Consider the following 19697-nt stretch of genomic DNA (forward strand, 5'->3'; position numbering starts at 1 on the left):
TAAATACTTTTATAGGAGGCATTACATTTCCCTTATGAACTTAATGAAACTAAACGATCGAATAGAAGCAAAGAAGAAAGAATTGATCTATCTCGTTGAAAAGTATGGATTCACTCATGATAAAGTGATTTCTTTCAGTCAAGAATTAGATCGTTTACTTAATTTGTTAATAGAGCTCAAAACTAAGAAAAAACGTTGCTCATTATAACCTTATTTTTCTATTTCCCTCTCTTTTTTGATACGATATAACTAGAATCAGAAAGGAGCAACTTATGTTTATATTAAAAGACATCAAATATAAAGATATTCTACACATTCCTTACTTACAAATTCAACAAGAAAAAATAACTTGTATTATCGGTGAAAGTGGTAGCGGAAAAAGCACATTACTTCGTATGTTAAACGATTTACAATCGCCAACATCTGGCACAATTGAATATAACGGAAAGTCTATTTTAGATTATCCCCCCATTCAATTACGCCGTGAAGTTGTCATGCTCGGACAAACTCCGCCTATTTTTGATGGAACAATTAAAGATAATTTATTAATGGGACTTCGATTTTCTGAAAAGCCATTTCCAAATGACGATGCCCTGCGGGACTCATTAACGACTGTTAGTCTAGATAAAAAATTAGAAGATAACGCCTCTTCTTTATCAGGTGGCGAAAAACAAAGACTTGCTTTCGCTCGTATTATACTAATGGATCCGCCCGTCTATTTATTAGATGAACCAACTTCGGCACTAGATGGTGATACAGAACACCGCGTTATGAAACAATTTACTATACTCGCAAGAGAAAAGAAAAAAACAGTTATCTTCATTACACACTCACAACAACTTCCAGAAGAAATCGCAGACGATATTATTGAAATTAGTAAAACAAACGGTGCAACTAGAAAGGAAGTGCTATCAATTGAAGGGCGTTATTGAACTACAAATTTGGCAACTTGCAGCTGCATATATTTTCATCCTTATTTTAATCGGGCTGGTGAAGTTAAAAGGAATACCGCGTGAGAAACAAATTACAATTGCTACATTACGTATGACGATTCAGCTCGTACTAGTCGCATATGTCCTTACATACATATTTGAAAATAGTAATCCGTTTTATACAATAGCTCTCATTACTTCTATTACTACATTTGCAATTTTTAATATTTATAAACGAATTAATATTCCAATGTCAAAAGAATTAAAACGAGTAGCCGCCCTCTCCATGATTGCTGGATCAATTGGCCCTCTTCTACTATTTATCTTTGTCATTATCGGACACGATCCTTGGTATGCTCCGCAGTATATCGTTCCTATTGCCGGTATGCTAATCGGTAACGCTATGACAGGCATTTGCCTCGGGGCAAATACCTTTTTAAGCAGCATGAAATCACAAAGAGACCATATTGAAGGTGCACTTATGCTTGGGGCAACACCGAAAGAAGCAGCTGCTCCGCTCATCCGAGACGCTTTTGACTCTGCCATTTTACCAACAATTAATTCTATGGTCGGAATGGGAATTATAAGCTTACCAGGCATGATGACAGGACAAATTTTATCCGGTGTATCACCATTTACAGCTATTCAATATCAAATTGCGATTATACTTGGTATTTCTGGAAGTACAGCTTTCTCTGTTATTATCTTCTTACAGCTTGGATATAAAACGTTCTTTAATAAGCGATGCCAGTTGAAAGAGGTTGAAGTACAATCATAAAAAAGACGCTCTGCAAGTTACTTACAGAGCGTCTTTTTTCTTTGCTAATCTTACGCCTTCTTAACGAACTGTGATTTTAACTTCATAGCTCCGAAACCGTCGATTTTGCAATCGATATCGTGATCTCCCTCAACTAGACGGATACTCTTTACTTTCGTACCAATCTTTACAACTGAAGAAGTTCCTTTTACCTTTAGATCTTTAATTACAGTAACAGCATCGCCGTCTTGAAGAACGTTTCCGTTCGCATCTTTTACAACTTTTGCACCATCATTATTTTCAGCTTCCGCTTCTTGACCCCACTCATGGGCACATTCTGGACATACGAAAAGAGCACCATCCTCATACGTATATTCTGAATTACATTTTGGACAATTTGGTAAAGTAGCCATAAATTCATTTCCTCCGTTCATTATTTATACGTAAAAATCAAATCTGATGTTTACATGTCGATAAATAAAATTTGTATAGCATTTCTTTATACTGCCATAGTCTCACGTTATTGACAAGCCTACCTCAAATTCTCATTTTTTATTGTATTTTACAAAATTTCAATTAGTATTCCGATTCCCTCACATTCTGTTACAAATTCTTACAAACAAAAAGAAGAACCTTCATAAGGCCCTTCTTTTAAAATAATCTAATTACGCTCTAGAAAAACCACATATTTTCTTCAACGTAAATTTGATACTCTTCTGCTTCTTCTTCACTTAACTTTTTATTATTTAAATAAATTTCTTGCCATTCAAAGTAATCATCATTTAAATATACAGCGAATTTAATTTTCACATTTTTCTTTTCTTCATAATCATAACCAGTAAATTCCACTATGTCATACTCTTTTTCTTTTTTAACGTACTTCCAATTTGGTTTGTCTGTGATAGACTCTAAAGCCTCTCCTTCAAGACTTAAGCGAACAACGTTTTTAATATTAGGTTCAGTCGGTAAATGAGCTAAACCGAAACTTATCACGCCAAATACCGCAATTACTATTGCTTGTAAACCAATCATAAGCCCGATATGAGCGCCGCCTTTTGATTGTAAATAATACTCTTTCTTATAATCAGGCACATCTTCTGCCTTATGTAAAATACGGATAACATGCTTATAATACAATCGATTCCCTTGCCATCCAGTAAACAGCATCGTCCCCACATATATTATAAAATCTATCCACATTGGTATATCAATAAAAGTAGCTGTAATTAAAGTAGGTACCGCTAATAACGTAAGTATAATAAATAACTGATACATTTTACGATAAGCTAACCAAAAGTGCGGGAAGATAAATGCTACCCAATTCCACGTATTTTCTTTCTCGGGATTGTTCACTTGTCCCCACTTAAAATCGTAATATGCTGTATTCTTTTGAACACCTTTATGTAGTTCTTGCTGGGAGATGGTTTCTTGTAAAACAGTTTCCTTCACGTACATCATCCTTCTCTTATTTCTATATAATTTTATTGTATATGTACAAAACGAAGGAATCTAACAAAAAATAGTTATATTTTATAAAAATGAGCGAAAATCGAATACATTCCGACAATTACCCATTCTATATTCCATTTTACTATTAAATATATTAAAATACTTATATATAAACCATTTAATACACCATGTTAATTATTTCTTAATTTATACAAAAGAGGAATCCTTCAATGGATTCCTCTTTTATAACATATTTTCTCCTTAAAGAACGGCTAAATCTTATCTTAATAACTCCCTAATTTCCTCTATATTTAAATCAGTAAACTTCGCGATATCTTCAATCGGCATCCCTTTCTCATACATCCCACGAATTAACTGTATTTTCCCTTGTTCGATTCCTTGTTCAATTCCTCTTTTAAGTCCTTCCTTTTCTGCATGCGCAAATTTCGCAGCCTCATCCATTAGTACTTTTTCTCTGGCGTCATATGCTTGCTTGAAAGAAGAATCTCGACTCATATCTTCCCATTTATTCATCGCTTTTTGTAACATTGGGTCTTGGCTCATCGCAATATCCTCCAATAGTTCTGTCAATTGTTCATCTTCATTCGCCGGTAACAATAACAACCAACGTACAAATGCATCTTCCCAAGGATTTATTTTTTCCGCTTTCCACTGCCGCATTAATTTTGGAATCTCGACAACATGAATTTCTATGTCATCGCTTAATATTCTTTTCTGTTTCCTATTCCAAAGAACCCCCGTTGTATGAAACTCACCATACTCAGGAAACATGTTAAAATTCAATAAGTTCACAGTAATTGTTTTACAAAGTTCACTATACACCATCCCTTTTTGCAGTTGAGATGTATATAGTTTTCCCCAATAGTATAAACTTCGTTTTATCATATGGTGATTATTATTCAACTGAATCTCCACATTAACCTTTGTACCCGTATTTAATGTAGCTAAAACATCTAAAATCGATAATTTATCGTCCTCATATTGACGATGTAAATGAGGATCCTCTAGTTGTAATGAAGCAATTGGTGATTCCAAAGATTCCTGTAACATCGCATTCAAAAATGTAATAAGAATATCTTCGCTACCACTTGTACCAAATAATTGTTTAAACGCAAAATCAATACGTAAATTAACTAATTTCTTGGACATGTGTCTTTTCACCTGCTTATTTTATTTATAGTTTCATTTTACATAACAAAAACGAAAGTAGGCAAATAAGAGCTTGAAATAATAAAGAAAAAAAGAGCTCTAATTAGAGCTCTTTTTCATCACCACACAACTATTCCACATTTCCTTTCACTTTCTCAATAACATCTTCTATACGTTCCGCTATACATTCTATCTCCCAATCTCCCTCACCATGCATAGCCGTATAAACTGGACAATTCTCATCATTACTATCTACAAAAATCGGATCTCCAAGATACAAATCTATGCCGATTACAATCCATCCTTCTTTCCAATCTCCGTCTCCATTCCCAGTTAAACTTTTCCCTTCATCATCAATGCTATAACCAAGTTGTCCTTCTTCTATCTCTTCACTATCAAATAATTCTATTGTCATTGGTTCAAATTCATACTCTAACTCAATTTCATTATCCTCAGCACGATCTACATATGCTAAAAGTTGTTTAATTTTATTGTGGTTAATCATGCTATTTTCTCCATTCTATCTTTTAAAAATCTAATTTTATTCATAATGAGCTGCCGCAAGTAACATTTGGGCAATAAATTTCCATGGAATATTTTCTGGAAGCTTCTCCCCTTGATTTATATAAACACCTTCATAATCACCTAACCAACCATGTAATGCCTCTAAATAAGTCTCTACCTCTACATTCTCCCATTCATCTTTGTTCACTTTAAAATCCTTTTGGAGGTATACAAGAAACTTCAATAAGTCTTCTTTAGAATTTACGTGCTCAAGGTATTCAGCTACATCCATATTATTCTCATCCTTCTCTTGCTCGTCATTTAAACTAACTATAATATATGAAATAAGATTCTTAAAATTATTATTTGAGGTGACCAATATGAAGACTACACTTTGGACAGAAGATGACTAGTTAAAATTAGCACCGATTAACGACGAACTAATAAAAAAAGCTGAAGATGTACTAAACGTAAAGCTTCCGGAATCGTACATAAATCTTCTAAAAGAACAAAACGGAGGAACGCTGCGCCTTGATGCTCACCCTACTTCAGAGCCAAATTCTTGGGCGGATGATCATGTTAATGTTTCTGGCTTATATGGTATTTCTTTTGATGAAAATGAATCTAGCATTTTAGATAGCCGTTATTTAATTCAGGAATGGGAAATGCCTAAGAATCTCGTACTTTTATCTGGGGACGGACATACGTGGATTGCATTAGACTATCGAAACGTAGCTGAAAATCCTCCAGTTATATTTATCGATAATGAGTTTGAGGAAATTATTGAATTAGCACCTAACTTTGAAAGTTTCTTACAAAACTTAACTACGTATGAATACGCCGAAGAGTAAGCCTCGCTCTAAGAAGGATCAAAATTTTATTACAAATTTATACGCCACTTTAAAACCACTCGGCTTTAAGAAAAAAAGACATACATTTTTCAAAGCTGATAATAGATTTTATAAGCTTATCAATATACAAAAAAGCCAGTTTGAGGATGACTTCTATATAAATATAGGAGTTCACCCTATCGGCCTCCCGCAGCTTATCACGGACCAATTACAAATAAAAGAAAACATCTCAATATTCGATTGCATTCTACAAACGAGAATAGAGCCTATAAACATCAAAAAGAACAGTCTATTGCATAATGTTTCACATGAAACTATCGACATTCCGAATTACCTTTCTACTATTTTCGAATGGTTTCAAACGTGGGCATCTTATGAAGATTTAGCAAAAATAAATATACATTCCATTACTCCGTTACTAGCCGTCGTTCCAATATTAAAAGAAAAAGCGTTTCTACTTCTTACTTGTTTTTCTTTCTACAACTTAAAACAGTACGAACAAGCTAATCTTTACTTACAACAATACTTGCATTGTGCTGTGCATCTGAATACCGAGGAGAAAGAGCTAGTATTCTTTCATGAAGTTGATATGCATATGAAAAAACTAGTAGAAAGTGCAATGTAATTTCACATTGTGCTTTCTACTAGTGCTTTATATTCTTCTTGTAACCTTTTAAATTGTTCTTCATATTTTTGCATCTTCACAGTATCCGTTTTGGAATTAAGGACTGGCCTTCTTCTCCCAGTCACCATTATATTTTTCCCATCTATTGCATCGTTCATATATACGTAAGGTTTAAAAAACTCACATGCCGTATATGGCAATGCTACAGAAAGTTTTGCATACTCTTCCACCTTAAATTGATTAGATAAGCTTAACTCCCTCAAATTTTTTAATTGTATTAAAGGTTCTAACGAATCATCTTTAACCTTTAAGTTCATAAGAGTAAGCTTTTTCAAATGCTGTAATTCAGCAAGCGGCTTTAAAGTTTGTACTTTCATCGCTGTATTTATCCCGCCGCCCATATAGAAGGTATTGAGTTGTGTGCACTTACTTAAAGCACTTAAATCTTCTAACTTAGAAAAATCATCAATTAGTAAGGATTTGAGTTTTTTATTATACGCAATATCCCATAACGTCTTCGCTTTTGTATTCCAGCACATATACAACTGCTGTACATCAGATAATTTTTGAAGGCTACTTAAATCCTCGATCCTCATTTCGTAAACGTACAATATATTTGGACGAGCATACGTAAGAATATGCTCAAATTGCTTTTGATTTACTGCGAAAACCCATAACTTCTTAACCTGTAAAGATGCTAATCGTTCTATATTTTTTGTTTTCCCCTCAATCGCTAATTCTTCTAAACTAGCAGTAACATTTTCCAAATCCTTTATAATCCTCGGCTGCTCACCAATTGGGAACATTTTATCCTCCCCTACAACCCCCAAGTAATATTCATTTCTTCAAATGACTCCTTACTTACTTCTAGTCCTTCACTCTCATCCGTTCCAATCATCGCTACCTCTTCTTTAGACAATATAATTTCCTCATTTGGACTTTGGATTTTTCTCTCATACACGAGTTGTAAAATCTCTATTTGTTCCTCTGTTAGCTCATACTCTTCTTCCAATCTTTCTATTGCAGATCCCGTATCCAGTAATGGAATTTCTAATAAAAATCCACCGTGTTCTTCCATCTCTTCAAATGAATCGATTGAATATGCACCGTTATTATCAATCCAAAATGCTGTTGTAATGAAAGGAACTGTTTCGCCATCTACTTCTTCTAATACGTATTGAAGTGCTTCTTCTTTAGCAATTTCTATCACTTCCGAAGGTGCCCCTTCAAAATAATTTGTCGCATCAATCCACTCATCGATTCTCTCACTATTCACATCTTGAAGACATACGATCGTGTAATTCGGATGAAACGTAATTGTCCCTTGTCCGCCTTGGGTATCTTGCATACTATAGTTAAATCCATCCCATGAACTTTCATGTGAAAAATCAGGAGCATGTGCTACAAAAATTGCGTCTGCAATCGATTTTAAAATGCATCCTTTCCATAGTTGTTCTTTACTTATATGAAAGTTATATTTACTCATTCTCTTCCTCCGCATACATGTTTTTTAATATTATCTTTCGACTTCTCATTCCTTGTAAAGTACTTTTTCATTATCTAAAAATAGTAAAAGCACCCTTCATACAAAGGATGCATTTACTATTCACCTACCACTTCTCCCTGCACTCTTCAATCAAACACAGCAAGTACCTCTTCGTCATATCTGCCCTTCTCCACCTTGAGAGCATTCGCTTTTCTTTTGGATTCTGCCGTATTCTCACTACTTCTTTTAATAAAAGCTCCCATTCTCTCGCTGAACGTTCTAACAAGTATTGCAATCCTCTATCTTTTGAGACGATTGTTTTATTCTCTAACGTATATAAAATACGCCCCATCGTAACGACAGCTGATTCCACCCATTCTTCTATGAAAAATAAATATGGACGCTTCGCTTTTTCACTCCAGTACTGTTCTACGTTGTATTTCATCGTATTAACTACATCGTCCCATCTTATTTGAAACGGAAGATCTTCCGCTTCTTTCCCGGCAACTGTAATACCTTGATTTTTCAATGTCCACCATGTGACCGCATTAATATCCCAATGACCTATATTCGCCTTACCATCTGCACAATACACGTACTCATTCATTTCATCATTGTATTTCCCTAAGTCAGCAAGAGGAATATACATACCGTCCATTCTTTTACCTAACGTACTTTTACTAAGCTTTTTATGAAATTCTATAATTTGTTGTTTTTCAGATTCATTTACGGAATCACTTATTACCGTAACAAAGTCCACATCACTCGTTTCTATATGAAATGCTCCTAGCGCGATCGATCCGTAAATGTATACCCCGACTATTTTTTCATCCGAAAAAATTCCTTTTAACTCTACTATGTACTGCTCCATTAACTGTTTTACTTCTTCTGGTAGAGCCTGCTTTATTCCATTCTCCACATCTATCCCTCCAATAAAAAAAGCCTTTGCAAATTCGCAAAGACTTCCTGCTTTATAAATATTTCTCGATTTCTTCGTAAACATCCTTCAAACGAGGATTTCCTTCTCCAACAACTTCTCCATTTACAAGAACAACCGGATAAAATAAATCTTCCTCCACTACGCGCTCTGCGAATGCTTTTTTATCTTCATCTTCTTGTTCTTCTTGAAAATCAATATACTCGAAATTAAATTTATTTTCTTGTCCTTCATATTTACGACCAATCGCCGCTTGTAACCACTCAAACGTTTCTGTTGAAGATGGCATTCCGACGCAACTCGCACAAATCACTTTCGTCCCATACACTTGCACATTAACCATTTCTTCTCCCCCACTTCTTGCCCTAACAGTATATTCAGATACCTTAGTACATAAGCACATCATTTTACAAACTTATTCCATACCCCTATACTGAAAAAACACGTTGTACACATGATAAAATATTTCGACAATAAAACAAGAACAGAAAAAATAGATTTTCCCCTCTATCTTGATTATAATAAAACTGATGAAAGGAGTCGATAAAAATGGAAAACCCACATATGCAAGAACAAGTACTAGAAGTACTAGATAAATTACGTCCGTTCTTACTTCGCGATGGCGGAGACGTTGAATTAGTAGACATTGAAGAAGGTATCGTAAAATTACGCCTTATGGGTGCATGCGGAAGCTGCCCAAGTTCTACAATCACACTAAAAGCTGGTATCGAACGCGCACTACTTGAAGAAGTACCAGGCGTTATTGAAGTAGAACAAGTATTTTAATCTAAAAGCGGAAGCGGCTCGTTCAGAACAGAAGGTCATTGGAGCTCCTGACGAAGAGGCGCTTTTTGCCTCACAGTAAGGCGCGAAATGGCCGACTGTTCTAGCCGCTGGAGCTGGATAACATCTAAAAGCAGAAGCGGCTCGTTCAAAATGTGAGGCGGAAGAAGCGAAGCCACCGAACATTTTAGCCGCTGGAGCTAGATAACATCTAAAAGCAGAAGCGGCTCGTTCAGAATCGTTTTCTAAAAAGAGACCCATTTGAGTCTCTTTTTTTATTCAAATAACACTTCTCCTTTAACATCATAAAACAAAATTGGAAATCCTTCTCAAAAAATGCGATAATTAATACTATATAGTGAATCGTTCACACATATAAGCGGGATAAAGTAAAAAACATAGGGGGACGACACATGCCAAGAATGGGAAACACTTTTTTAACAATTCAAGAACTAGAAAAGAAAAAAGAGTATTTATTAGACCTTTCATCCGTTATACCAACATGGAATACAAGCTATCAATTTTTATTTAAAGAAATCCAGCAAGAATTATTGAGTAAAGTAAATGAAAAAATCGAAAGACATCAATTCATTTTAAATATATGTGCAGATCAACAGGTAGGGGCATAATGTATTACATACAATTGTAGTATAAAAAAAGAGACCTCCATCGGTCTCTTTTTTTATACTTTTAAGATAGCCAATCTAATTTCCTAATGCCTAACTTATCAACTGGTAAACGAAATGACTCGTAAAAATGATTCATAAATTGCTCAGTGCGCTTCACATCATGTAAAATGATTTCTAAACGAGCTCTATATATGCCTTTTTGTTCTTCGTTTCCTGTTTGATAATATCGTTCAACCGTTTCAAAGTAGTGAAGCGGGAACAGAAGCCTTGCGAATAATAAGCGCCAACCAAATGAAGAGAGCGAATAATTACGTTCATAATCTGTAATGAATTGGACTACCGTCTGCTCCCAATCTTTCTTCTTTTCTATCATCATATAGCGAATACATTCTGCTATATCCCTACTTGGGTGATCATATACCCAATCAAAAGGAAGTTTTAAGCGCTTCGTTTGATGCCATAATAGAGGTGTAAATCGTTCTTGGCAAATTGTTGCTGCGTCAGTTATTTGCGGTGTATCATCCATTTCTGTATCGACAACATATTGAATTGCATTTTCTGCAACTCCTAAGTAATACGGGAAGGATTCAATAAACAATTGATCGAATACGTCTGAAGGATGGTTCATCACTTGTGATTGCCAAAACTTTTCTAATTGGTCGAGCCTTTTTTCCCATAATGCTTTCCATTCACCAATGCGGCTTAATTGCTCAACTTCTTCTGGAAAGAATGCGCCACGTTTATGGAATATAGAAAGCTCACTTCCTAATGATGTAGCATGTCGCTCTAACATACGCATACCTTTTAATAAGCAATAATTTTTTTCTTCTATCTCACTTACATAGTAGCCGTGTATAGTCGGAACGAAAGTCGAAACAGTTATATCCCCTTGCTGGTTCATATAATCACTGAGCTTTTTCATCTCTACAAGTACTTCTTCCTCCATTTCTCCAATTGGAACAAGTACATAAATTTTGTTGCGAATCCAAAAGCTTTTATAGGGGCCAAGGGGGATTAATTCTTTAACATGCATGTGATAATGCTCATAAATATGCTGAATCATCGCAGTCGCCACCTATGGTTTTTCTTTATATATATGAGCTTGTGCTCGCCTTTCATTCCTATGCACATGATAAAGCAACGAAACGTATACAAATACTAAAAAGAAAAAAAGGTGATAAATATGAAAGAATCAAATCAACTACAAGAAAGAGCATTACAACTATTACAAGAACGCGGTGTAACAATTGACGATATTGCTGAACTTGTTCATTTTCTTCAAAAGAAATACCATTCAAATTTAGAGATGTCAGAATGTCGCTATAACGTTGAGCGTGTACTATCAAAACGAGAAGTACAAAACGCACTTATTACAGGGATTGAACTTGATGTCCTTGCTGAAAAAGGAATGTTAAGCGCGCCGTTACAAGATATCGTAAAGCGTGACGAAGGACTATATGGAATTGATGAAGTTATCGCACTTTCAATCGTTAACGTATACGGGTCAATTGGCTTCACGAACTTTGGATATATCGATAAATTAAAACCAGGTATTTTAGAATACTTAAATGATAAATCAACTGGACAGGTGCACACATTCCTTGATGATATCGTTGGCGGAATCGCTGCCGCTGCTTCAAGCCGTTTAGCGCACCGTGCTGAGCATTCAGAGTAACGTATCTAGGCCGTCAGTTTCATACTGACGGCCTTTCATATTCCATAAGCATAAACTCTCTTCCACGGCTCAAAAAAAGAGGTCCTACTTGAAATCCAATGTTTTTATATAGCCTAATCGCTCTCTTATTAAATGTCGCTACACTCAGTCGCAACATTTTCGAATTGAATTCCTCAGCAGCAAACGCTATCCCAGCTTGAAAAAATTCTTTTCCCATCCCTTTCCCTGTTAACTCGGGCTTCATTCCAATTCCTATATCTACTACGTCTTCGCCTTCATATAAATTGGCATCTCTTCCGCCTGGAACTTGTGCATTTTCTCCAAAACAAAAATAGCCGATGAATTCTCCCTTCTCTCCGCAACAACCGTAATACGTCCCATCTAGCAACTCTTCTATTACTTCGGTATCTCCTGAAAAGCTATATAAAGTATATGGTTCATCGTACGTCCACGTACTTATTTCGTTTGCTTCTTCTTCTGTTAACTTATGTATATCCATCTTCCCTTGTCCCCCTATTATATGCCTACTAACAATATTCGATATTCATCTTATAATTCATCTTTCTCAATATATTTTTTATATTTTCTACTTTATTTCCATGGAAGATTTTTCTTATTATGTTACGATTAAACAGAATCATTCAAATTAAGGTGGTGACAATTTGAATTACTTTTCTTATCTATCTTTGGAAGAGAAACGAAAATTTTTCTATAAAGAACCTCTTAGTTTTTCAAAAGATATAGAGAAAGGGCAATTGGCTTACGCACTAGGTGCTACCCTTTATACACCCGGTACGAAAGAGACGATTGCTGAAGATATCATTAGAAAAAAACATATAGGTGCTACATCGATTATTCTTTGCCTGGAGGATTCTATTAGTGATGAGGAAGTAAAACTTGCAGAACAAAACATCGTAGTCCAAATACAACAAATCGCCAACTTAGTCAGTGCTAACATACTGCACCAAACAGACATACCACTTCTTTTCATTAGAGTTCGAAATCTAAATCAAATGAAAGTAATTGTTACTGAACTAGGCAGTGCCATTCATTGTTTATGTGGCTTCGTCTTCCCAAAATTCACACCAATTAATGGAAGATTATACATCAATCAGCTTAAATATATTAACGAGCTATATTCACTTTCACTTTACGGAATGCCGATTTTAGAATCACCGGAAATCATGCATAAAGAAACGCGCTTAGAATCACTATTACAAATAAAAGATTTGCTAGATTCCTACTACGATTTCATCTTAAACATACGCATTGGTGCTACAGATTTTTCAAGTATATTTGGCATTCGTCGTAATAAATATACTCCTATCTATGATATTACTGTTATTCGTGATTGTATTTCGGACATTATTAATATTTTCTCTAGAGCAACTAACCAATATATAATTTCAGGATGTGTATGGGAGTATTTTTCTAATGATTATGAAGATGGGCTCATACATGAAGTATCACTTGATCAAGCGAATGGATTAATTGGAAAGACAGTCATTCATCCTTCTCATATTAATATTGTACAAGCGATGCACATTGTCACACTGGAAGATTATTTAGATGCAAAATCTATTTTACAAAATGCTGATACGTATAACGGAGTGCTAAAAAGTAGCTTTGCTAACAAAATGAATGAAGTAAAGCCACACTACAATTGGGCTCGCAAAGTCATTTTAAAATCTAATATTTACGGGGTGCTACATGAAAATAAAAAATTCACCGATCTCCTTATTACAAACACAAAGCAACACGTATAACATTTTAAATGATATACAAGTTCATATAGAAATACGTGATGATCCATATACCTTAGCGCTAGGCTCTTTTTTTCAAATGGCTGCGAGGGTAAATAAGAAGCGTAGCTTTTTATTTGTGAGTACCATTCTTGGAAAGCATCTTCCTGTTAAACCAGTAGTTGCTTTAGCAAGCGGATACGCTCTTGCTGCAAGATATATGGAAATACTACATAACACTGTTCATCCATTTCAGAAAGAAATTTTAAATCTCATTTCTTCAGAAATGGATGAAATTCCAGAAGAGGCATTTCATTATCAATATCCGTTACAGGAAGAAGTTTTATTTATCGGCTTTGCTGAAACAGCAACGGCACTCGGTCACTCTATGTTTCAATGTTTCAAAAATGCAAAGTATGTGCATACAACTAGGGAATCGATACCTGAGCTTGAACCCGTTATTACATTTGAAGAAGAGCATTCACATGCAACATCGCACCGTTGTTATGTGGATAAAAATTTTTTCCAAAACAAAAATCCAATTATTCTTGTAGATGATGAGATGACAACAGGAAAAACAGTATTAAATATTATCAGGTCCATTCAAGAGACATTCCCACGAGAAGAATACACCATCGCCTCTTTACTAGATTGGCGTTCCGATACACATCGAAACAAATTTAAACAACTAGAAGATGAACTTCAAATAAAAATTCACGTTATTTCTTTATTGAGCGGAACCATTCGTGCGACTGGACATCCATTAACTACTTCCAAAAAAGATATTCACAACAAAGGAACAGAGCCTCATTTTCAAAAGCATACAATTGCTTGTCCGACATTACCTTATACATCTATTGAACGTAAAGCAAATTATATAAAGCATACAGGTCGCTTCGGTATTTCAGCGCATGAACAAATACAAATCCATAATTTCGCTCAAAAGGTTGGCAATGACTTAAAGAAAAAACGAATAGGAAAACGATCGCTTTGTCTAGGAACTGGTGAGTTTATGTATATCCCTATGAAAATTGCTGCTCAAATGGGGGAAAACATTTTATATCAATCTACAACACGAAGCCCTATCCATCCTGACCAAAATGGGGTGCAGTATGCTATTTATAATCGTTTTTCGTATCCAAGTCCTGAGGATGCTACTATTACGAATTATTTTTATAATATTTCATTTCATGATTACGATGAAGTATTCCTTTTTATAGAACGTGACTTAGATGAGGAATCATTATCTCCTCTTTTAAAGCAATTGCAAACGGTTATTCCAATTATTCATATCGTCTCATTTTCAAAAAGAATAGAAAAGGAAGGTCGATAACTATGGAAAGAGTAAAAGTAGATTCAAATATTGGTAGTTATAGCCGTGAAGATGCTATTTTTCTATTAAAAGATATTAGTGACATGCTGGAAGAAAGTTCAACAGAAGCGAGAGAACGAGCGATTCAATCTGGCACACATTATTCTGAAATGTTGCCAATCGAATATAAGCCGTCTAAACCCTATATGGATTTATTCTTCTCTTCAATGCAAAAATACAAACACAAAATAGCAGTTGCTGTTGGCGTCGTTGCAGAGCAAATCATACAGAATAAAGGAACAAATCTTGTCCTCGTTTCATTAGCACGTGCAGGTACGCCTATCGGTGTTCTCATAAAGCGCTATATACGTTATCGTTATAATCTTGATGTACCACATTATTGTATTTCGATTATTCGTGGAAGAGGTATTGATGAAAATGCTCTTCGCTATATTTTAAAGCACCATCCAAATGAGACGATGCAATTTATTGACGGTTGGACAGGAAAGGGAGCAATAAAAAAAGAACTAAAACATGCAATACTTGATTTTAACGAGAAAAACAATACACAGATTTCTCATTGCATGGCGGTACTTGCTGATCCTGGTTACTGCACTTCAATTTATGGCACCCGAGAAGATTTTCTCATTCCAAGCGCTTGCTTAAATGCAACCGTATCAGGATTAATTAGTCGTACTGTATTAAATGATGCCTTTATTGGTTCAAATGATTTTCATGGTGTTAAATATTATAAAGAACTAGAACAAGAAGACTTATCCAACTTTTTTATCGACGAAGTAGCAACATCATTCCCTTCTGCTCATTTTCATATAAACGAACAATTACATCATATTGCTTCAACATACACAAAGCCATCTTGGCAGGGGCTAAAAGACATCCAATCTATTCAAACACATTTTAGAATAGAGGATATTAACTTAATCAAACCAGGAGTTGGTGAAACAACTCGCGTGTTACTACGGAGAATGCCTTGGAAAATTTTAATACGAACAGAAAATAATCCTGAGTTAGAACATATTTTACTTCTTGCAAAAGAAAAGAATGTCCCTGTGGAAATATACGAAAATATGACCTATTCATGTTGCGGTCTAATTAAACCCCTTATGAGGAAAACAACATGATTTTTGCCAGCGATCTTGACCAAACCCTTATTTATTCTCGCAAATCATTTCGCGCTCATATAGAAGATGCATCTATTCAACTCATTGAAACTTTGGATGGGAAAGAGATTTCTTTCATATCGTATAAAACCATTTCGCTATTAAAAAAACTGCAATTGCACTCACATTTCATCCCAGTCACCACAAGAACTATTGAACAGTTTCAGCGCCTTTTATTGTTCAAAAATGAAATTGTTCCTGAGTATGTTGTTACAAGTAACGGTGGCAATATTCTTCATAACGGCAAGCAAGATACTATTTGGAAAGAAAAAATACAAAAGAGAATCTCAACAGAATGCCTAGAAAGTAATGATATACTAAAAGAATTTGAACAACTTGCCCATAAAGATTGGGTCACATCAAAAAAAACTGCCGATCGATTATTTCATTACTGCATCGTAAAGCGCGAAAACATTCCCTATGATGAATTAAAGGCCTTCACTGCTTGGTTGGATGAACAAGGTTGGACTCACTCACTTCAAGGTAGAAAATTATACTTTGTACCGAAACCAGTTAACAAATGGGATGCTGTCCAATATATAAAAGAAATACTACAAATAGATACCGTTATTACAGCCGGGGATTCTTTACTCGATTTATGTATGCTTGAAAAAGCTAACTATGCTTTCGCACCACTTCACGGTGAACTGGGAGCAACACATGATAACTTACAACCTCATATTTTAAAAACAAATGAAATTGGTATATACGCAGCAGAAGAAATTGTAAGTAAAGCCCTTCAAATTATCCATCGTTCATTACCTACTTTATAATACAAATATGCATAATTGCATGCGCACACCCATTTAAAAAATGCTACAATTTATTCGAATCGCTGTTGCTACACTTCTTGATTAAAGAAAAGACGTTAAAACGGAAATTAACGTCTTTTCAGACTCAAGCAATTGACACATTTTGTCATCATGAAAGACACTCGAAAGAGTGTCTTTTTTTCTATACCTGAGCAGGACCTGCTCATTTACAAAATAAATGCATAAATTAATATAACTCTTTAAACACATTATTCCCTTTCTATATGTTGCGGCGTTCGTTGCGACAGATTCGGATAATAAAAAGCACTCCAGCCAGAGTGCTTTTTACTTTCAAACAAGGAGGTTACATATATGGATAGTACTCTTGTATTTAACTTTGGAATTGGTATTGTCATCATTTTATTCGTCTTCTTTGTACTTTGTATGAGTGGGATATAGAAAGACGGTTTGAGACGTCTTTTTATACATATGTATTATTTGACCGTCGCCCCAAAAGTAACCATAACAGTTACAGGTATACGAATAACTACTAACATATCCACAAATAGGAGGAAGAAAAACGAAATACTTGAGCGTACATTCTATACAAGCCTTCCTTCTGTGGACAACGATGTACGTAAACACTATCTTGAAGAAGTAAAAGAAGTTGTGAATCGCGTTTTTTATTTCATCATCAATTTCGGAATATATCTTTGAAGAATGCTTTCTAATTCATTCATATCTTCCTGTCTAATAAGTAAATTTACATTGTCATTCATTTTTTCTCGCCCGCGATATAAAAATATATTTTCTTTTGGATTTTCCCATGTTGATGTTTTATAGCCTTTTAATTCTTCGTATGAATAAAAGTTCAATCCGTCTATTACACCTTTTTCATATATTTGTACACTTTTAATAAGATGGATAGCTATTAAAGTCATAAAACAACTTGCTACAGCATAACTACCTGACTGAACGAGAAACTGTTCAACTGTATCAATATCGCCACTTACGTACTGAGCATATATATACATACATTGCCCGATGAAATACGCCGGTCCAAGTAATGCAATCCAACGTCGTTTCACCCGAGGATATGTTGCAATAAGTTTTCCCGCGCTTTTTTTCATTTCATTTATTTTATATATCTTCCATAGAACAAAGAACAAAACACATAATGTAAAAACAAACATAATACATGACATCCAGTACACTCTTATTCCCTCCCTTTTATATCATTACATGTAAATTTTACATTTTTATATACCTATAGTACATATGCAATTATGCATAAAAAAACAGGCAACCTCTTCCGGTTACCTGCCTTTCATTACATCTTCTCAATCCACTCCGTCAAGTTATGCACAACTTGCGTCGGTTGTACTTCATATTCTATTAACTTCTCCACAGTTGTTACTCCAGTGTGGACAATAAGGGTATGCATACCAGCATTTATCCCCGCTAAAATATCTGTATCGTAGTTATCCCCAACCATTAATGCTTCTTCTTTTTCTATGCCAAGCACTTTTAACGCTTGTTCCATAATGATTGATTCTGGTTTTCCAATAAAGATTGGATCCACACCTGTTGATACTGCTACAACTGATGTTAATGAACCGTTACCCGGTAATAATCCGCGCTCGGTCGGAATTGCGATATCCCCATTTGTTGAAATAAACGTTGCACCGTTACGCACAGCAAGGCACGCTTTCGCTAATTTTTCATATGTGATGTCGCGATCTAATCCAACAACGACGAAATCAGGATTTTCATCCACAATTTCAAATCCTTTTTCCACAAGAGCAGCATGTAAGCCCTCTTCACCAATCATATATACAGTTGCATCTTGTTTGCGCTCATAAATAAAGTTCGCTGTAGCCATACTCGTTGTGAATACTTGCTCCGCTTTCGCTGGAATATCGAAACGAACAAGTTTTTCTGCAACTTGTTCTGGTTTACGAGTTGAGTTATTTGTAACGAATAAATATGGAATGCCGCGTTCTCCTAATGCTTTTACGAAGTCGCTTGCTTCTTCAATTTGTTCTTCACCGCGATACATCGTACCGTCTAAGTCAATTAAATAACCTTTATACATCTATTTTTCTCTCCTTCTATGCTAACGTTCTCACCTATCATACCACTCTTATATTAACCCCTTTTTCAAAAGAAAAAAACGCTTTACCTTAAAGCGTCCCATAACGTTCATTTTTTCTCTTTTATTTGGTACGAACAATTACAATCTCCCGCACACATGTTTGCTAACGTCTTCACATTTGCATCTGCAAATAACCGCTTATACATATCTTTTTCATCTTCACACACTTGCGGGAATCTCTCTGCAATTTCCTTTAACGGACAGTTTTGCTTTTCAAATATGAAAGAATGCTCCCCATCTCGCTTTATTTGAACCATATAACCGTTTCTCTCTTGCATAGCAGCTACTTCTTGAACTTTATACGCTAAATTGCTTTGATTACTTATCCTCTTTTGCAACTGTTCTTCCATTCGTTTCGTTCTCGCTTGCAAGACGTGACGCAGCATTTTTTCATCGCCCATTCGAGCTAAATCTTCTAGCATATCAATAGCAAATTGCTTATATTCTTTCGGGAATGTATCTTCTCCCTTTTGACTTAATCCATACAAATATGTTGGTCGTCCGACATGCTGTCTTACCATCTTTGAATAGATTAGCTCATCTTTCTCCAGTTTACTTAAATGCCTTCGAATCGCCATCTCAGTAATCTCTAAAGCTTCAGCTAAATCTGCTACAGTATGCTCACCCTTTACCTTCAGTAATTGTACAATCTCTTCTTTCGTAGTACGTGCTTCCCCCATATTTCACCCTTCTCCCTTTTCTCTCTCATATACAATATAAGATCCCCAAAGGAATCTCCGGGGATCTTATAAGCATA

Annotated in this window: 26 protein-coding genes; 12 read left to right on the plus strand and 14 right to left on the minus strand. The window is 35.2% G+C overall.

The window, feature by feature from the left end; all coding sequences use genetic code 11:
- Positions 1-34: 34 nt before the first annotated feature.
- The 3 genes from KPL75_RS11380 (at position 35) to fetB (ending at position 1710) form a co-directional block, all read left to right on the plus strand.
- Positions 35-208, plus strand: coding sequence for an aspartyl-phosphate phosphatase Spo0E family protein (locus tag KPL75_RS11380; protein ID WP_033717633.1), 174 nt, complete (start codon positions 35-37; stop codon positions 206-208).
- A 64-nt stretch (positions 209-272) separates the two neighbouring features.
- Positions 273-932: an ABC transporter ATP-binding protein gene (locus tag KPL75_RS11385; RefSeq protein ID WP_219920726.1), complete on the plus strand. Its 660-nt coding sequence runs from the start codon at positions 273-275 to the stop codon at positions 930-932.
- The gene (gene fetB / locus KPL75_RS11390; protein WP_078173462.1) at positions 916-1710 is read left to right on the plus strand and encodes an ABC transporter permease; all 795 of its coding nucleotides are present in this window, start codon (positions 916-918) and stop codon (positions 1708-1710) included. Before KPL75_RS11385 ends, fetB begins: the two co-directional genes overlap by 17 nt.
- Before the next feature lie 50 nt (positions 1711-1760).
- Here fetB and phnA read toward each other — a convergent pair whose 3' ends face one another.
- The 5 genes from phnA to KPL75_RS11415 form a co-directional block, all read right to left on the minus strand.
- Positions 1761-2102, minus strand: coding sequence for an alkylphosphonate utilization operon protein PhnA (phnA, locus tag KPL75_RS11395; protein ID WP_002112620.1), 342 nt, complete (start codon positions 2100-2102; stop codon positions 1761-1763).
- Positions 2103-2361: 259 nt separating this feature from the next.
- Positions 2362-3147, minus strand: a complete 786-nt coding sequence (locus KPL75_RS11400) for a DUF2628 domain-containing protein (protein ID WP_219920727.1) — start codon at positions 3145-3147, stop codon at positions 2362-2364.
- 270 nt (positions 3148-3417) lie between these two features.
- Positions 3418-4308, minus strand: coding sequence for an Rpn family recombination-promoting nuclease/putative transposase (locus KPL75_RS11405; RefSeq protein WP_219920728.1), 891 nt, complete (start codon positions 4306-4308; stop codon positions 3418-3420).
- Positions 4309-4438: 130 nt separating this feature from the next.
- On the minus strand, positions 4439-4813 hold the full coding sequence (locus KPL75_RS11410) for a hypothetical protein (protein WP_219920729.1): 375 nt from the start codon (positions 4811-4813) through the stop codon (positions 4439-4441).
- 36 nt (positions 4814-4849) lie between these two features.
- On the minus strand, positions 4850-5104 hold the full coding sequence (locus tag KPL75_RS11415; RefSeq protein ID WP_219920730.1) for a DUF7660 family protein: 255 nt from the start codon (positions 5102-5104) through the stop codon (positions 4850-4852).
- Positions 5105-5240: 136 nt separating this feature from the next.
- On the opposite strand from KPL75_RS11415, the gene KPL75_RS11420 reads away from it, so the two are divergent.
- A complete protein-coding gene (locus tag KPL75_RS11420; protein ID WP_258237040.1) occupies positions 5241-5663 on the plus strand; it encodes an SMI1/KNR4 family protein in 423 nt (140 codons plus the stop codon).
- Positions 5644-6288: a DUF4304 domain-containing protein gene (locus KPL75_RS11425; protein WP_219920731.1), complete on the plus strand. Its 645-nt coding sequence runs from the start codon at positions 5644-5646 to the stop codon at positions 6286-6288. Before KPL75_RS11420 ends, KPL75_RS11425 begins: the two co-directional genes overlap by 20 nt.
- A gap of 2 nt (positions 6289-6290) precedes the next feature.
- Here KPL75_RS11425 and KPL75_RS11430 read toward each other — a convergent pair whose 3' ends face one another.
- From KPL75_RS11430 to KPL75_RS11445, 4 genes are all read right to left on the minus strand, one after another.
- Positions 6291-7094, minus strand: coding sequence for a leucine-rich repeat domain-containing protein (locus KPL75_RS11430; protein ID WP_219920732.1), 804 nt, complete (start codon positions 7092-7094; stop codon positions 6291-6293).
- 11 nt (positions 7095-7105) lie between these two features.
- Positions 7106-7774, minus strand: coding sequence for a hypothetical protein (locus tag KPL75_RS11435; protein WP_219920733.1), 669 nt, complete (start codon positions 7772-7774; stop codon positions 7106-7108).
- 124 nt (positions 7775-7898) lie between these two features.
- Positions 7899-8777, minus strand: a complete 879-nt coding sequence (locus KPL75_RS11440) for a nucleotidyltransferase domain-containing protein (protein WP_219920734.1) — start codon at positions 8775-8777, stop codon at positions 7899-7901.
- The gene (locus KPL75_RS11445; RefSeq protein WP_000248591.1) at positions 8746-9054 is read right to left on the minus strand and encodes a YuzD family protein; all 309 of its coding nucleotides are present in this window, start codon (positions 9052-9054) and stop codon (positions 8746-8748) included. Before KPL75_RS11445 ends, KPL75_RS11440 begins: the two co-directional genes overlap by 32 nt.
- Before the next feature lie 206 nt (positions 9055-9260).
- Here KPL75_RS11445 and KPL75_RS11450 point away from each other — a divergent pair, with 206 nt between their 5' ends.
- Together KPL75_RS11450 and KPL75_RS11455 are read left to right on the plus strand one after the other, a co-directional pair.
- Complete coding sequence (locus KPL75_RS11450; RefSeq protein WP_000431159.1) at positions 9261-9497, plus strand: NifU family protein; 237 nt, start codon at positions 9261-9263, stop codon at positions 9495-9497.
- Between the two features lie 410 nt (positions 9498-9907).
- Positions 9908-10123, plus strand: coding sequence for a hypothetical protein (locus KPL75_RS11455; protein ID WP_016096616.1), 216 nt, complete (start codon positions 9908-9910; stop codon positions 10121-10123).
- 61 nt (positions 10124-10184) lie between these two features.
- On the opposite strand, the gene yutH is transcribed toward KPL75_RS11455, so the two are convergent.
- Positions 10185-11186 carry a spore coat putative kinase YutH gene (yutH, locus tag KPL75_RS11460; protein ID WP_219920735.1) on the minus strand — a complete coding sequence of 334 codons (1002 nt, stop codon included), beginning with the start codon at positions 11184-11186 and terminating at the stop codon, positions 10185-10187.
- A gap of 120 nt (positions 11187-11306) precedes the next feature.
- Between yutH and KPL75_RS11465 the strand changes: the two genes are divergently transcribed.
- Positions 11307-11798, plus strand: a complete 492-nt coding sequence (locus tag KPL75_RS11465; RefSeq protein ID WP_219920736.1) for a phosphatidylglycerophosphatase A family protein — start codon at positions 11307-11309, stop codon at positions 11796-11798.
- A gap of 19 nt (positions 11799-11817) precedes the next feature.
- Here the strand turns inward: KPL75_RS11465 and KPL75_RS11470 are convergent, their stop codons facing one another.
- Positions 11818-12297, minus strand: coding sequence for a GNAT family N-acetyltransferase (locus KPL75_RS11470; RefSeq protein WP_219920737.1), 480 nt, complete (start codon positions 12295-12297; stop codon positions 11818-11820).
- A 163-nt stretch (positions 12298-12460) separates the two neighbouring features.
- Between KPL75_RS11470 and KPL75_RS11475 the strand changes: the two genes are divergently transcribed.
- Genes KPL75_RS11475 through KPL75_RS11490 form a run of 4 tightly spaced genes read left to right on the plus strand, consistent with a single transcriptional unit; the run spans position 12461 to position 16806 of the window.
- Positions 12461-13564, plus strand: coding sequence for an HpcH/HpaI aldolase/citrate lyase family protein (locus KPL75_RS11475; RefSeq protein WP_219920738.1), 1104 nt, complete (start codon positions 12461-12463; stop codon positions 13562-13564).
- A complete protein-coding gene (locus KPL75_RS11480) occupies positions 13509-14873 on the plus strand; it encodes a phosphoribosyltransferase family protein (protein WP_219920739.1) in 1365 nt (454 codons plus the stop codon). Before KPL75_RS11475 ends, KPL75_RS11480 begins: the two co-directional genes overlap by 56 nt.
- 2 nt (positions 14874-14875) lie before the next feature.
- Positions 14876-15994: a cysteine protease StiP family protein gene (locus tag KPL75_RS11485; protein ID WP_219920740.1), complete on the plus strand. Its 1119-nt coding sequence runs from the start codon at positions 14876-14878 to the stop codon at positions 15992-15994.
- A complete protein-coding gene (locus tag KPL75_RS11490; RefSeq protein ID WP_002145073.1) occupies positions 15991-16806 on the plus strand; it encodes an HAD family hydrolase in 816 nt (271 codons plus the stop codon). Before KPL75_RS11485 ends, KPL75_RS11490 begins: the two co-directional genes overlap by 4 nt.
- A 662-nt stretch (positions 16807-17468) precedes the next feature.
- Here KPL75_RS11490 and KPL75_RS11495 read toward each other — a convergent pair.
- The 3 genes from KPL75_RS11495 to KPL75_RS11505 all read right to left on the minus strand — a co-directional run bounded on the left by KPL75_RS11495 (position 17469) and on the right by KPL75_RS11505 (position 19620).
- Positions 17469-17999: an iron ABC transporter substrate-binding protein gene (locus KPL75_RS11495; protein ID WP_219920741.1), complete on the minus strand. Its 531-nt coding sequence runs from the start codon at positions 17997-17999 to the stop codon at positions 17469-17471.
- Between the two features lie 116 nt (positions 18000-18115).
- Positions 18116-18880, minus strand: a complete 765-nt coding sequence (locus KPL75_RS11500; RefSeq protein ID WP_002139297.1) for a TIGR01457 family HAD-type hydrolase — start codon at positions 18878-18880, stop codon at positions 18116-18118.
- A 107-nt stretch (positions 18881-18987) separates the two neighbouring features.
- Positions 18988-19620, minus strand: coding sequence for a helix-turn-helix transcriptional regulator (locus KPL75_RS11505; protein ID WP_219920742.1), 633 nt, complete (start codon positions 19618-19620; stop codon positions 18988-18990).
- Positions 19621-19697 lie beyond the last annotated feature (77 nt).

This window comes from Bacillus sp. NP247, from assembly GCF_018966865.1.
GTDB lineage: Bacteria > Bacillota > Bacilli > Bacillales > Bacillaceae_G > Bacillus_A.